This is a genomic window from Myroides odoratus, from assembly GCF_001549985.1.
Classification (GTDB): domain Bacteria; phylum Bacteroidota; class Bacteroidia; order Flavobacteriales; family Flavobacteriaceae; genus Flavobacterium; species Flavobacterium odoratum_A.
The window spans coordinates 356289-370570 of sequence record NZ_LROZ01000001.1; the positions used below are offsets into that span (position 1 = coordinate 356289).

The window sequence follows — 14282 nt, forward strand, 5'->3', positions numbered from 1 at the left end:
TTAGTTATTTGCGTCTTTTTCTGGAGTATAATCTAAAATCAATCGCTGATTTTTATTCAAATACTTTTTAGCTACCTCGCGGATTTCTTCACGCGTAATATCTCTATACATTTCAATATTTGTATTGATTAGATTTGTATCTCCATATAACAAGCTATAAGTAGCTAAGTTATGAGCCAATCCTTCTAAGTCAGAGTTTCCTCTTACGTATTCATTTTCTAATACGTTTTGTAATTTTTGAAAATCGCGTTCAGAAATTAATTCAGTTTGTAATTTTTCAATTTCTTTGTCGATTTCAGTTACTAAGTCTTCCGTCGTGTACCCTTGCATCGGTAAACCATAGATTAAGTATGCTCCATAATCTTCTTGACTTAAATTGAAAGCCCCGATTTCAAGCGCTTTTTTCTGTTCATCTACAATTTTCTTGTATAATCTAGAGCTTTTTCCATTTGATAAGATAGAAGAAATCATATCCAATACACGAGCATCACGTGTTTTCATTGATGGTGTACGGTAAGCTTGAACTAACATCGGAATTTGAACATTCGGATCTTGGTATTCTGCTCTGATTTCTTTTGTAATTGGATCTTCTTGGATTGCAGCACGCGTTACTGGCGTTCCTTTTGCAATGGAACCAAAATATTGCTTAATCCAATTTTTAGCTTGTGCTGTTTCAAAATCTCCTGCTACAACTAATACCGCATTGTTTGGGATATAGAATTTTTTATTAAAAGCTAAGAACTCCTCTAAAGTAGCCGCATCTAAATGCTCCATTGATCCAATAGGAGCCCAACGGTAAGGGTGTTTCTTGAATAAATTTTCTTTTACTTGAGGTAATAATTGTCCGTAAGGTTGATTATCCATACGCAAACGCTTCTCCTCTTTTACTACCTCATTTTGTGTATCGACACCAATTTGGTTGATAATTGGATGCATTAAACGCTCAGACTCCATCCATAACGATAATTCCAAGTTATTTGACGGGAATACCTCATAATAGTATGTTCTATCATCTGATGTATTCGCGTTGTTTTTACCTCCGTTTGCTGTTACCAGCTTAAACCATTCTCCACGCTCAATGTTTTTTGTTCCTTCAAACAACAAGTGTTCAAAGAAGTGCGCGAATCCTGTACGCTCTGGATTTTCATCCTTTGCTCCTACGTGATACATCACAGAAGTAATAATAACAGGCGCTGATTTATCCTGATGTAAAATAACTTTTAGCCCATTGTCTAACGTGTATTCTTCGAATTCCACTTTTTGAGCTGACGCTGTCATTCCGTAAAATAATGCGCCCAAAATCAAGAGTGATCTTTTCATTTTGTAGTTTTTGAATTTAGTTTATACGTGTATTAGACGCACTTTTTTTGAAATGTTACAAGGGAGTTAATCTAAATTGGAAAATTTAACATTTTATTAGTAGATATTTAAAGAGGAGAAGATGCCTTTCTGTCTTTTTGCTTTTTTGTGTTTTTGTCTTTTTGATTTTTTGGACAATTTCCGATTAAAGAAGAATTTACATTATTTAGATAATTCTTTTCTATTTAATGTGCTTTGTGAAGCTGTGAAGCTGTTTTTTTGTGTTTTCGTCATTTTGCCTTTTTTGCTTTTTTGTGTTTTCGTTTTTTGGATCCTTTCATCCATTAAAAGAAGGAAGAGCTTACTTATTTTATAAACTTAGCACTTACGAATCACAACATTACAAAACAAATAATCAAAAAGATTTGACCAATTAAAAAAGATTTGTAAATTTGCACACTTAAATAAACCTTAATAATTTATTGTTATGTACGCAATCGTAGAGATAGCTGGGCAACAATTCAAAGTTAGCAAAGACCTTAAAGTTTATGTTCACCGTTTGGCAACAGAAGAAGGAGCGACTATCACTTTTGATAAAGTTCTTTTAGTTGATGACAACAATAACATTACTGTAGGCGCCCCAGTTATAGAAGGTGCTTCTGTAGAAGCTAAAGTTTTACAACACCTTAAAGGTGACAAAGTAATCGTTTTCAAAAAGAAACGAAGAAAAGGTTACAAAAAGAAAAACGGTCACAGACAAGCTTTGACTCAAATCGTAATTGAAGGAATCAACTTCGGTGGAGCAAAGAAAAAAGCGACTAAAAAAGAAACAGCTGAAGCAGCTGAGTAATTAACAATTTAAAATTATAACGTCATGGCTCACAAAAAAGGTGTCGGAAGTTCGAAGAACGGTAGAGAATCAGAATCGAAACGCTTAGGTGTTAAGATTTACGGTGGTCAAGCAGCTATCGCTGGAAACATCCTTGTAAGACAAAGAGGTTCTAAGCATAATCCTGGTGAAAACGTTTATATGGGAAAAGACCATACTTTACATGCTAAAGTTGACGGTGTTGTTAAATTCCAAAAGAAAAAAGACAACAAGTCTTACGTTTCTATCTTACCATTTGAAGCTTAAGAATCTACTTATCTGTTTACACAGATAAAAGATTACAAAATAAAAAAAGGTACTGTGTTTTCACAGTACCTTTTTTTGTGCTTTGTTTTTTTGTTGCTTGGCTTTTGTTTTTTGGCTTTTGTGCTTTGTTCGTTGCTCTTTGTTCGTCGTTATTTGTTCGTCGTTATTTGTTCGTCGTTATTTGTTCGTTAACCCATCTCACCCAATCCTCACCCTTCCGTTATTCTTATTTAGAAAAAATAAAAATAATATTGCACATCTCGTTTTTCTTATTTATTTTTGGTCTAAATTAAATTATAACTAATAACATATAATCTACTCATGATGAAAGTAACTAAATTCCTATCTGCTTTAGCAATATTTGCGTTAATTTCAGTTGGTACTACTAGTTGTTCTAGTGACGATAACGTAATCAGAACAGAGAAACCAGATGAAAATGGACAAACAGAAGTAGGTACTGAACTTCATTTTGAAGGCACTTACGCTTACGGCCATGCTGGAAATCCAATTCCATTTGATTTTAAAAAGAAATCAATCTCGATGCAAATGTCATTAATGGCAGGAAGCGGACAAGAAGATGACCTATATAACATCATCAAAATCTATAAAAATGCAGATGGTGTATTAAAAGTAGTTTCGAAACATGAAACAGCAAGTGAATACAAAGCATTTTTCTTGCGCAATATTAAAGAAGGAGAATCATTAGACATCAATATTGACTATTCATTCACTTCAGAAATTGAAGCAATTAAAGCGGTTTACCCTGCAAGTGGAAATTCAACACCAGATCATGCAAACAACAAATTTGGCTGGTTGAAATTAACTAAAATGAATGGTGAGCCTTCAGAAAAGATTAATCTTCCTGTACAAGGAAAATACGTTTTCTCACAATCAGGACATACTTATTTCTATACTTTCTCAAATGAAACAGTAAACTTCAATGGTTCATATGACATGAAAGTTTTAAAGCACAATACAAATACCAACAAAATCTTACTTGAAGGTTTAGCTGAAAAAGCGGGAACATTCTACGTGGTTCAATTAAAAAACATCACAGCTAATACAGTAGATGTAGCAAGATTAACGTTTGGTGAAGCAGATGCAAAAACGAAAGCAGAAGCTGAATTTGCTTTAGCAACTGACTTAACTGAAAATAGATTTAATACTTACACAAAAGAAGGTAGTGAAACTTCATTTGAAGGATTAAAAGGTACTTATGTTTCTGCTATAATTGGCAATAACTTAGGATACTATCAATTCACAGTGGGAGAAAACAACGAAGCATTCTTATTCATGGGAGATTTCACAGGATCAGGTACCTTTGATGAAGGTGGAAAATTAGAATTGAGAAAAGTTTTTGAAGACAAAACGAAAGGACAAATCATTTTCGAAATCACTAACTCTGCAGGATACTACGCAGAAAGAAATGGACAATTCTTAACATTATACGTTAGAGATTACGCAGATGGAACAAAAGCAACATTTGCTATTGCAACAAAAGGTGGTGTAACATCTATCTCTACGAGTAAAGGAAACGTAATTGGAATGACACTAGAAGAAGCAAAAGCACTTGCTGCTCCAGATGCTATGAAAACATGGGATGGAGGAATGATGGCTTACGCTCACGTTTGGATTCCAACGACTAAAAAATAATCGCATTTCCATATTTGTTTAAATAATGAAAAAGGGCTTTTGAAATTAATTTCAAAAGCCCTTTTTTTATTTGGTTACTTTTATGGTATGATACAATTCTAATGCTTTACCATCCGTCAGCATCGAAACAAAATGACAGATACTCATCAAGCGTTCGTACATGCTATCACTTTCTATAATGTAGCGTTCAGGAAGTAATTTAATAATTAATCCATCATAATGGTTATCTTCCCCATAATAACGATTATTTGTAGCCGTAATAAAGCGTTCTAAAAGCGTTTCTATTACTTGGTACCCGATGATTTCCTTCTCAATTACTTCTTTACTCTGATAGACGTTATTGATGCTTACAGCTAGAATATCTTTCATTTGAGCAATGTAAGAACACTTCTCTGTCAAAGCAAAAGGATAATCACCAGCTAAAATCTTTTCTTCATTTTCAATAAACAATCGAGTGACGTCATCAATTAAACTTCCGATGGCCAAAGCGCGCAAATAACTCACGCGATCTTCTTTCGAATTTAGCTGCGAATACTTTTGTGTATTGATGCTATTTTGAACAATCATAATCAAGAACTCCAAGGCGTGTTCTTCTGGAATCCATCCTAGATTAATCCCATCTTCAAAATCGGTAATGGTATAACAGATATCATCCGCTGCTTCTACTAAATAAGCCAGTGGATGACGATAGAATGCCGTTTCTACACGATCATCTTTCATGATCATTCCCAATTCAGATGCTACATCAATAAATGCTTCTTTGTCCCCTTGGAAAAAACCATACTTCTTATCCGAAATATCACGTGTCGGTTTTTTAGGTAAGCTCTCCTTCGGGTATTTCATAAAAGCACCTAAGGTTGCATAAGAAATACGCAATCCTCCTTCAATACCAGGACGCGATTTCGTCAAAATTGAAAAACCATTGGCATTTCCTTCGAAATCAATCAAGTCTTGCCATTCTTTTTCTGTCAACTGCTCTTTGAATACTTGGCCTTTACCTCGACTAAAATAATCGCCAATTGCCTTTTCTCCAGAATGACCAAATGGAGGGTTTCCAATGTCATGGGCTAAAGACGCTGCGGCAACAATAGCGCCAAAATCATTAACGGTATAACCGTATTCTTCCGACAAATAGGTATATTTCTTCAAGAGCTTCTCTCCTACATTTCGTCCTAATGAACGACCTACCACAGAAACTTCTAAACTATGGGTCAACCTTGTGTGAACAAAGTCTGTTTTTGATAAAGGGATAACTTGTGTTTTATCTTGTAAACTGCGAAAAGGAGAAGAAAAGATAATGCGATCATAATCTACTTCAAAACCAATTCTCGTCTGACTCTCATCTAAGCGATTTCGTACAAATGTGTCACCGTGCTTCTTTAAAGACAGTAACTTTTCCCATTTCATCATATATTCTATTCTTTTATTCTTTACTAATTTTCTAACTCTAGTTGGCTGGTAATAATATTGTTTTTCACCGTACGATAAATATGGGTCTTGGCCTCTGCATACGAAATATCATACAATCGTTCTACAGTTGCATACTCCGCAGGATAAACAGCCAACATTTTATCGTAATACAAATCCAAAGCCTCTTTTTCCGGTGCTGTATATTCGAGTTTTAACTCAAAACGGCGCACTAATGCTTCATCAATCATTTGTATTTGATTGGTCGCAGCAATTAAAATAGACTTTTGTGGAAAGTTATCAATGAGTTGTAAGATGGCATTGACCACGCGTTTCATCTCACTATTATCTTTGTTGTCATAATCGCGAATTTGCCCTAAAGAGTCAAACTCATCAAAAAACAAAACAGCACTCTCATATTGAATTTCCTTAAATAGACTTTCGATATTTTTTGCTGTTTCACCTAGTTTAGACGAAACAATAGTCGCCAAGTTTACAATGATTAGCTTTTTATCTAACTGTTTTGCAATGGCTTTTGCGGTCATTGTTTTACCACAACCTGTTTTACCGTAGAGTAAGATCTTATTACTTACTGGTAGGTTGTATTTCGTCAAGATTTCACGGTACTTATATTCCTTTAAGAACGCTTCGATTTCTCTTGCTACTGCTTCAGTAAACATAACGTCTTCTAAGCGAGTATCCGTTCGATCGATATAATACAAAGAACTCATCTCAAAAAATAGGATTTGAACATTATTAACTACAAATATAAGCTAAAAAAAACGTTACACTCCAACGAGTTTCTGTAAAAAAGCAAAGGAAAAACAAGCTCTATTTAAACCAATTTAATCCAGTTAAAACTTAGGTTTACGTCCGTGCTTATTGGGTAAGTCTTCTCCTTTTAACAAGAGTAAGATAAGCAACACCGCAATATTCAATAACGGAATCAACAACAGCAAAGCGAGTATTCCATGTCGATTGACATCGTGAAGACGTCGAGCAGAACAAATGATCAAGACATAAATTAAGGCAGTACAAATAAAAGAATAAGTCCCTTCAACTTTAAAATAAGGGGCATAAAAAAACGCACTTAAAAATAGGCTTCCGAGAAGGGCCACACGCAATCCGTAATCCTTTCTTGAACTTCTCCCTAAAGGCGCTAGAAATCCCATACTCCAATGGTGAGGATTTGCATAATTCACCTGATCTTGTAGGTTTGCTTCTGTGAAATTCATATACACGCCATTGTTCAAGTGAATACTTCGCTTTTCCACATGTGCACTATACTTATTGGTCGCTGTTAACTCAAATGATAGGTACTTCGCATCCAATTCCTTTACGCGATAAATAACCTTCCCCCTTAATTCATCCATATAGCCCATCGGGTAGATTCGAATCATATCTGCTTGTTTACACTCCCAGCTAATTTCAATCCAATCTCCCATGAAGAAATACGTTTGATTACAACTGAAATTCACCACTTCAGGTTTATAGTAATCTGCTGTGGGTTGAGCCTGCCTGGTTGATTGTGTACTAGAAGCAGTCGAAGTCGATTGATATAGCGTCAAGTCATATGCTTTTCGTTCAGCCTCATTCCCAAGCACCTCATACGCTTTAATTACCTCAAACAACTTATTTTGATAGGTTGTGTTGCCTTGATTCATATCGGGATGATACAACTTAGATAATCGTCGAAACGCTTGTTTAATCTCGTTTGAACTAGCTGTGGGATTCACTTCTAAAATAGCATAATAGCTGCGCATATACTTGACCTTCTTTCTTTGTCTCCTAATCACGGAAGACATCTTATCTAATAGAGAGGTAATGTAGCGCAATACCAGCAGTTAACAAAATAAATCTGCCGTTAATTCTCCTTTCTTGTTTTCTTTATTCGCGGCCCTAATCGTTAGGGGTTATGAGTTATGGGTAATGAGTTAGGGGTTATGGGTTACGGCTTATGAGTTATGGGTTACGGCTTATGAGTTATGGGGTTTGCTCACCACCTCACCCTCTCACCACCTCACCCTCTCAACACCTCACCCTCTCAACACCTCACCCTCTCAACGCCTCACCATCTCACCATCTACCCCCCTCATCATCTAACCCTATTCAAATAACAAAATCAGAAACCTCTCCAAAAAACCTTTTTCTATCGTATCTTTGTCCATTAAAATAACAAGACCATGTCGAAAGAAACGAAAAAAGGAATATTTAGAGGGATTATAGAAAAGGACGAATTAGGAAACTATTTTTGTGGACCTTATTTGTTGGATTACCAATACACAGAAGCTCAATTCAAATTAGGAGATATGATTAGTATCAAAACGGTAATTGCGAATCCAAGTGGAAAAAGTAGAACAGCTTATCCAATGAAGTCGATGAAGTTTTTCTTAGCAGATGAAGAATAAATAGCTTTATTTAGGCGAAAGGCTATAAAGGAATTGAGGAGATAATGGGTAATTGTCTCCTTTTTTATGCCTTTACCTTAACCCGTAACTTCTAATAAAAAAAGGCAACTATACGAGTTGCCTTTTTTTTATATAAACCTTTATCTATTAAAGTTCTAATGCTTTTTTAGGATTGTTATCCATCAACAATTCAGTTGGGTTTTCTAATGCTTCTTTGATTGCTACTAAGAAACCTACTGATTCACGTCCGTCGATGATACGGTGGTCATACGATAACGCTACATACATCATTGGGTGAATTTCAACTTTTCCATCTACTGCGATTGGACGCTCAATAATATTGTGCATTCCTAAGATTCCAGATTGTGGAGGGTTGATAATTGGCGTAGATAACATCGATCCAAATACACCACCATTTGTGATTGTAAATGTACCACCTGTCATTTCATCTACTGTAATTTGTCCATCACGTGCTCTTGTTGCTAAACGTTTAATTTCAGCTTCAACACCGCGGAAAGACAATAATTCAGCGTTGCGAACTACAGGAACCATTAATCCTTTTGGTCCAGATACTGCAATTGAAATATCACAGAAGTCATATTTAATTTGCTCTTGTCCGTCAATCATAGAATTTACATCTGGGTACAAGGCTAAAGCACGAGTAACCGCTTTTGTAAAGAAAGACATGAATCCTAAACCAACGCCGTGTTTTGCTTTGAACGCGTCTTTATATTCGCTTCTTAGCTTGTTTACGTTTGTTAAGTTAACCTCATTAAACGTAGTTAACATTGCTGTTGTATTTTTAGCTTCAACCAAACGCTCTGCTACTTTACGACGTAACATAGACATTTTTTTACGCTCTTCTCCTCTTGGTCCTCCTGTTGGAGTACCCATCGAATGTTTCGCGTTTAAAGCATCTTCTTTTGTGATTCTACCATCTTTTCCTGTTCCAGAAACTGTAGCAGCATCAATATTTTTCTCATCTAGTATCTTCTTAGCCGCTGGAGAAGCTGTTCCTGTTGCATACGTTGCTGCAGCTGCAGGCGCTTGTACAGGTTCTGCTTTTGGAGCCTCTGCTTTTGGAGCTTCAGCCGCAGGCTTAGCCTCAGTAGAAGAACCTCCTGCCGGTTTTGCAGCACTAGTATCGATTAAACAAACCACTTGACCTACCGCTACTGCGTCACCTTCCTCTGCTTTTAAAGTAATGATTCCACTTGCTTCAGCAGGCAATTCTAATGTTGCTTTATCTGAATCAACCTCAGCAATTGCTTGGTCTTTTTCAACATAGTCTCCATCTTTTACCAACCAAGTAGCAATTTCAACCTCTGTAATTGATTCACCTGGTGAAGGAACTTTCATTTCTAAGATGCTCATCGTATATTCTTTAATTAAATATTGTTATGTAAAAATACTCTTTTTTTATTATAAGTTCTTATTAAAAACTTTCTCAATTGCATAGGCAAAACGCTTTTTAGAACGTGTTGAACTACCTGATGCTGGTGCACTGTAAGCCTTGTTACCTGCATAGCGCAATGGTTTCTCGTCAAAATTCATCAACATATACCCATAAGCTCCCATGTTTTTCGGTTCTTCTTGTGCCCATACGAAATCATCTGCATTTGGATAAGAAGCAATTACTTCTTTGATTTGCTCGATTGGCAATGGGAACAATTGCTCTAAACGCACAAATGCAATATCCTCTCTTCCTAGTTCTTCTCTTTTCGCTACTAAATCATAGTAGAATTTTCCTGAACAGAATACCAATGATTTCACTTTTGCTTTATCTACAGCTGCATCGTCAATTACATATTGGAATTTACCCTCTGCTAAATCGCTAATTGTTGAAGTAGCTAATGGATGTCTCAATAAACTCTTAGGCGACATTACGATTAATGGTTTTCTGAAATCAGTTACCATTTGTCTTCTCAATAAGTGGAAGAAGTTAGCTGGTGTTGTACAGTTTGCAACGAACATATTGTGTTCTGCACAAAGCTGTAAATAGCGTTCCAAACGAGCAGAAGAGTGCTCTGCACCTTGGTTTTCATACCCGTGAGGCAACAACATCACTAAACCATTCTGGTTGTTCCATTTATCTTCTGCTGCAGAAATGTACTGATCTAGCATAATTTGAGCTCCGTTAGAGAAATCTCCAAATTGTGCTTCCCAGATTGTCAATGTATTTGGATTAGTCAAAGCATATCCATATTCAAATCCAACAACAGCATATTCAGACAATAAAGAATTGTAAATTCTCATTTGTCCTTTTTGATCTTTCAACTCATTTAATAAAACAACTAGTTCCTCTGTATCTTCTGTTTTAACTACAGCGTGACGGTGAGAGAACGTACCGCGTTCTACATCTTGTCCTGACATACGTACATCATACCCTTCTGAAAGTAAAGATCCGTAAGCCAATAATTCACCCATTGCCCAGTCTAACTTATCGTTTTCAAAGAACATCGCTTTGCGGTCTCCGATTAGACGTTTTACTTTGCTAATGAATTTTTTATCTTCTGGAAGATTGGTAATTACCTCAGCAATATCCGTCAATACTTGTTTAGACACTTTCGTGTCATAATCCACAACCATTTCTTTTTCGTCTACTGTTCTGAAATCTTTCCAGTTTTCTTGCATGAACGTTCTGATTTTAGCAAATTCATTCTCACGAGAAATTTGTAAATCTTGTTCTAATACATCTTTATATTGTTGTTCTAAGTCTTTCACAAAACTTTCGTCTACAATTTTGTCTTCCAACAATCTTGCGTTATAGATATTTCTAGCATTTGGATGCTTTGCAATTAACTTATATAAAAGAGGTTGCGTGAATTTTGGTTCATCTCCCTCGTTGTGTCCATATTTACGGTACCCTACTAAATCGATGAATACATCTCTTCCGAATGTCATACGGTATTCTAAAGCAAATAAAAATGCGCGTACTGCTGCTTCTGTATCATCTGCATTTACGTGCAATACAGGAGAAGCGGTAACTTTCGCGATATCTGTTGAATACGTTGATGAACGTCCATCTGTGTAGTTTGTAGTAAATCCAACTTGGTTGTTTAACACAATGTGGATCGTACCTTCTGTTTTATATCCTCTTAACTGAGCCATTTGCACGATTTCATACACAATTCCTTGTCCTGAAATAGCAGCATCTCCGTGTAAAGCGATTGGCAATACTTTTGAAGGCTGGCTAGCGAATATTGTATCTTGTTTTGCTCGTGCAATTCCCTCAATAACAGCACCAACCGTCTCTAAGTGAGAAGGGTTTGGCGTCAAGTTTACGTGGATATCTTTACCTGAGCGCGTTTTACGTGTTGAGCTTAATCCTAAGTGGTATTTTACGTCTCCGTCATATCCTTCTACAGCATCATAGTCTTTTCCGTCAAACTCTGAGAAGATCTCTTGTGTTGGTTTTTTGAATACGTTAGCCAAAACGTTCAAACGACCACGGTGTGCCATACCTACTACGATTTCCTCTACTCCTTTTGCCGCAGCAGATTCAATTAAAAAGTCCATCGCTGGGATAGCAGCTTCTAAACCTTCTAATGAGAAACGCTTTTGACCTACATATTTTGTATTTAAGAAGTTCTCAAAAGAAACAGCTTCAATTAATTTATGTAAGATTTCTTTCTTCTCTTCTGCGTTAAATTTTGCTTCTGGGATTTCGAAATGGTCTTGAATCCAGTTCACTTCTTTTTCATCTGTGATATATTTGAATTCAATTCCCAATGTCGCACAGTAAATTTTCTCTAATTGAGCGATAATTTGTGCTAAAGATGAAGCAGGTAATTGAATTGCTTTAGCTGCGTCGAATGTAGTATTCAAATCAGCGGAAGACAATCCAAATTTCTCTAAACTTAAATCGGGATGAACGACTCTTCTTTCTCTAAGCGGGTTTGTTTTAGTCAATAGGTGTCCATAAGTCCTGTAGCTATCGATTAGTTTTAGTACAGCTAACTCTTTTGTAATTTGGCTTGTATCAACCGAACTACCTGTATTTGAATTATTTGTTGGGGATGAAACATACGTTACTTTCTCTACTGTGCCGTCACTAAATTCATTTGCAAAATCGAAACCTTGAAAGAAGGCTCTCCAACTTGGTTCTACGCTATCTGGATTTTCTAAATATTGATCATACAAATCTGCAAAAAATGCAGTGTGTGCCGCGTTTAAAAAGGAAAATCTATCCATAATTTTCGTCTAAAGACCTATTGATTAAATATTATATATACAAAAATACAACTCTTTGATTACAAAAGTATAAACTTTTTCTTATTTTTATCTCACAACAATTTCATAAAACAGCTATGAGAAGATTTTATGTCAAAAAAATGAGTGTTTTATTCATTTTTTCATTTTTTTTATTGTCCAATTTTTCACTTTTTGCACAACAAAACCGAAATAACTCAGAAAATTACGATTCTGTCAAAAAATGGAGATTCGGAGGAGGCTTCGGATTGGGCTTTGGCAATGGGTATACCGATGTGATGTTAGCGCCAAGTGCCTTGTACGAAGTGAACCCTTATTTGAATCTAGGTGTGGGTTTACAAGGAAGTTACATCAACAGCAAAAATCGCTCTTTTTACTATAGTAGTGTAAAAGAATACCAATCTTGGATTTATGGTGGAAGCTTGATTGCGCTTTCTAATCCCATCCCTCAACTGCAGCTGTCCATTGAACTAGAACAATTGCGTGTCAACAACACCTATACCTATAAAGAGGATGTACACAAGTTGGATGCCAACTTTTGGAATACCGCCTTATTCTTAGGTGCAGGATACAGTAGTGGACCTGCCACAGTAGGAATTCGATACAATGTATTATACCGAGAAAAAGATATGGTATACGGAAGTGCTTTTATGCCCTTTATTCGCGTATACTTCTAATAAACACCTTAACCTGAACCGATAAGGTACAAAAAAAGAGCCGATTAAACAAATCGGCTCTTTTTTTATCTATTACTCTTTGGATAAACTCGCTCGGAAATACACCTTTTGAAACTCGCGTTTCACAATCAGGTACGTCAATTGTTGAAAGTAATTAAAAACATCCCCTTCTTCTAGGGCTCGGATATCCTTTTCTGCAACATCAATGCGGTACAACAACATGGATAGCTTTGCAGGAGTTCGAGAAGCAATAGCTTCCAACACTTCTTGAATTTGTTGAACTAACTCAAGAGGAGTTGAAACAGGAAACGCCAAATCCTCATCCACACTCATTCTAAAGTCGCGCTCCACTTGTTGAACCAAAAGTTCAAATAAATTATCCTGCTCCTTTAATTGATTCTCGAGATAAGTGACTGCTACTTCCATCTATTTTTACATTTGTCTGTTCATTAATTCTTTACTGAAAACGCGAAGTAATTCTTTTTTATCTTCTTCAATAGCCAAGATATCTAAAATCTTCAATGCCTCTTCCGTATATTGTTCAATCAACTGTGAGGATGCTTGTTGTGATCCTGTTTCAATAAAGAGTTGTTTGACACGGGTAATTTTTTGTTCTTGATCCGCACAATCCACTGTCGCATAAAAATGGAGTAACTCCTCTTTTTGTGCAGGATTGGCTTGTTCTAAGGCCTTTAAATATAAAAACGTTTTTTTATTTTCTAGAATATCGCCTCCAATTCGTTTACCAAATGTTGCTTCATCTCCAAAGGCATCTAAGTGGTCATCTAATAGTTGGAACGCAATTCCTAAATTTAAACCAAAGTTATAAATCTGATCCCCGTTTTCTGCTGTCGTTTTTGCAACAATAGCTCCCATTTTTAACGCTGCTGCAACTAGAACTGCCGTTTTGTACTCAATCATCTTGATGTACTGTGCAATCTGTACATCTGAACGTCCTTCAAAACAAATATCGTATTGTTGTCCTTCACAAACTTGAATAGCTGTTTTACTAAACAACTTCGCCAAATCTCTAAAAATAACAGGCTCGTAGTGTTCAAAATATTGATAAGCTAAAATCAACATAGCATCCCCAGAAAGGATAGCTGTATTGACATCCCATTTTTCATGTACGGTCTGATGCCCTCTTCTCAAAGAAGCATCATCCATGATATCGTCATGCATCAAGGAAAAGTTGTGAAACAACTCAATCGCTGTTGCCGCATAAATAGCTTTTGTAGGATCTTCATTGAAAACATCCGCTGCCATCAACGTTAAAACCGGTCTAATCTGTTTTCCTCCTAAAGAAAGAATATAAGAAATAGGTTCATAAAGTTCTATGGGTTGCCCATCTAATTGAATTGAATTGAGATAGTCTGCGATCTGTTCTTTATATTTTGCTATTGACTGCATGTTCAAAAAAATTTTGGTAAAAATACGCGTTTTTTAAAGACTTTTCGTTTCTCTCGGCTATTCTACCTTTTGACTGCCGCA

At 36.1% G+C, this 14282-nt stretch carries 13 protein-coding genes; 5 read left to right on the forward strand and 8 right to left on the reverse strand.

Annotated elements, in window-relative coordinates:
* Nucleotides 1-1320, reverse strand: a complete 1320-nt coding sequence (locus AWV75_RS01610; protein ID WP_002989794.1) for a M16 family metallopeptidase — start codon at nucleotides 1318-1320, stop codon at nucleotides 1-3.
* Nucleotides 1321-1786: 466 nt separating this feature from the next.
* Between AWV75_RS01610 and rplU the strand changes: the two genes are divergently transcribed.
* From rplU to AWV75_RS01625, 3 genes are all read left to right on the forward strand, one after another.
* Nucleotides 1787-2149 (forward strand): 50S ribosomal protein L21, encoded by a 363-nt coding sequence (gene rplU, locus AWV75_RS01615; RefSeq protein ID WP_002989791.1) that lies wholly within the window; start codon nucleotides 1787-1789, stop codon nucleotides 2147-2149.
* Between the two features lie 24 nt (nucleotides 2150-2173).
* Nucleotides 2174-2434 (forward strand): 50S ribosomal protein L27, encoded by a 261-nt coding sequence (gene rpmA / locus AWV75_RS01620; protein WP_002989789.1) that lies wholly within the window; start codon nucleotides 2174-2176, stop codon nucleotides 2432-2434.
* Nucleotides 2435-2755: 321 nt separating this feature from the next.
* Nucleotides 2756-4087 (forward strand): hypothetical protein, encoded by a 1332-nt coding sequence (locus AWV75_RS01625; RefSeq protein ID WP_060872702.1) that lies wholly within the window; start codon nucleotides 2756-2758, stop codon nucleotides 4085-4087.
* Nucleotides 4088-4153: 66 nt separating this feature from the next.
* Here the strand turns inward: AWV75_RS01625 and dgt are convergent, their stop codons facing one another.
* The 3 genes from dgt to AWV75_RS01640 form a co-directional block, all read right to left on the reverse strand.
* Nucleotides 4154-5497 (reverse strand): dGTP triphosphohydrolase, encoded by a 1344-nt coding sequence (dgt, locus tag AWV75_RS01630; RefSeq protein ID WP_060872703.1) that lies wholly within the window; start codon nucleotides 5495-5497, stop codon nucleotides 4154-4156.
* 23 nt (nucleotides 5498-5520) lie between these two features.
* Complete coding sequence (locus AWV75_RS01635; protein WP_060872704.1) at nucleotides 5521-6225, reverse strand: AAA family ATPase; 705 nt, start codon at nucleotides 6223-6225, stop codon at nucleotides 5521-5523.
* A gap of 123 nt (nucleotides 6226-6348) precedes the next feature.
* Nucleotides 6349-7257, reverse strand: a complete 909-nt coding sequence (locus AWV75_RS01640; protein WP_060872705.1) for a DnaJ domain-containing protein — start codon at nucleotides 7255-7257, stop codon at nucleotides 6349-6351.
* A gap of 420 nt (nucleotides 7258-7677) precedes the next feature.
* Here AWV75_RS01640 and AWV75_RS01645 point away from each other — a divergent pair, with 420 nt between their 5' ends.
* On the forward strand, nucleotides 7678-7902 hold the full coding sequence (locus AWV75_RS01645) for a hypothetical protein (protein ID WP_060872706.1): 225 nt from the start codon (nucleotides 7678-7680) through the stop codon (nucleotides 7900-7902).
* A gap of 147 nt (nucleotides 7903-8049) precedes the next feature.
* Here AWV75_RS01645 and odhB read toward each other — a convergent pair whose 3' ends face one another.
* Nucleotides 8050-9276 carry a 2-oxoglutarate dehydrogenase complex dihydrolipoyllysine-residue succinyltransferase gene (gene odhB / locus AWV75_RS01650; protein WP_060872707.1) on the reverse strand — a complete coding sequence of 409 codons (1227 nt, stop codon included), beginning with the start codon at nucleotides 9274-9276 and terminating at the stop codon, nucleotides 8050-8052.
* A gap of 48 nt (nucleotides 9277-9324) precedes the next feature.
* Nucleotides 9325-12096: a 2-oxoglutarate dehydrogenase E1 component gene (locus AWV75_RS01655; RefSeq protein ID WP_060872708.1), complete on the reverse strand. Its 2772-nt coding sequence runs from the start codon at nucleotides 12094-12096 to the stop codon at nucleotides 9325-9327.
* Nucleotides 12097-12212: 116 nt separating this feature from the next.
* Here AWV75_RS01655 and AWV75_RS01660 point away from each other — a divergent pair, with 116 nt between their 5' ends.
* Nucleotides 12213-12791 carry a hypothetical protein gene (locus AWV75_RS01660; RefSeq protein WP_060872709.1) on the forward strand — a complete coding sequence of 193 codons (579 nt, stop codon included), beginning with the start codon at nucleotides 12213-12215 and terminating at the stop codon, nucleotides 12789-12791.
* A gap of 72 nt (nucleotides 12792-12863) precedes the next feature.
* On the opposite strand, the gene AWV75_RS01665 is transcribed toward AWV75_RS01660, so the two are convergent.
* Together AWV75_RS01665 and AWV75_RS01670 are read right to left on the reverse strand one after the other, a co-directional pair.
* The gene (locus AWV75_RS01665) at nucleotides 12864-13217 is read right to left on the reverse strand and encodes a hypothetical protein (RefSeq protein ID WP_060872710.1); all 354 of its coding nucleotides are present in this window, start codon (nucleotides 13215-13217) and stop codon (nucleotides 12864-12866) included.
* A 6-nt stretch (nucleotides 13218-13223) separates the two neighbouring features.
* Nucleotides 13224-14201 (reverse strand): polyprenyl synthetase family protein, encoded by a 978-nt coding sequence (locus AWV75_RS01670; protein ID WP_060872711.1) that lies wholly within the window; start codon nucleotides 14199-14201, stop codon nucleotides 13224-13226.
* Between the last annotated feature and the right edge of the window lie 81 nt (nucleotides 14202-14282).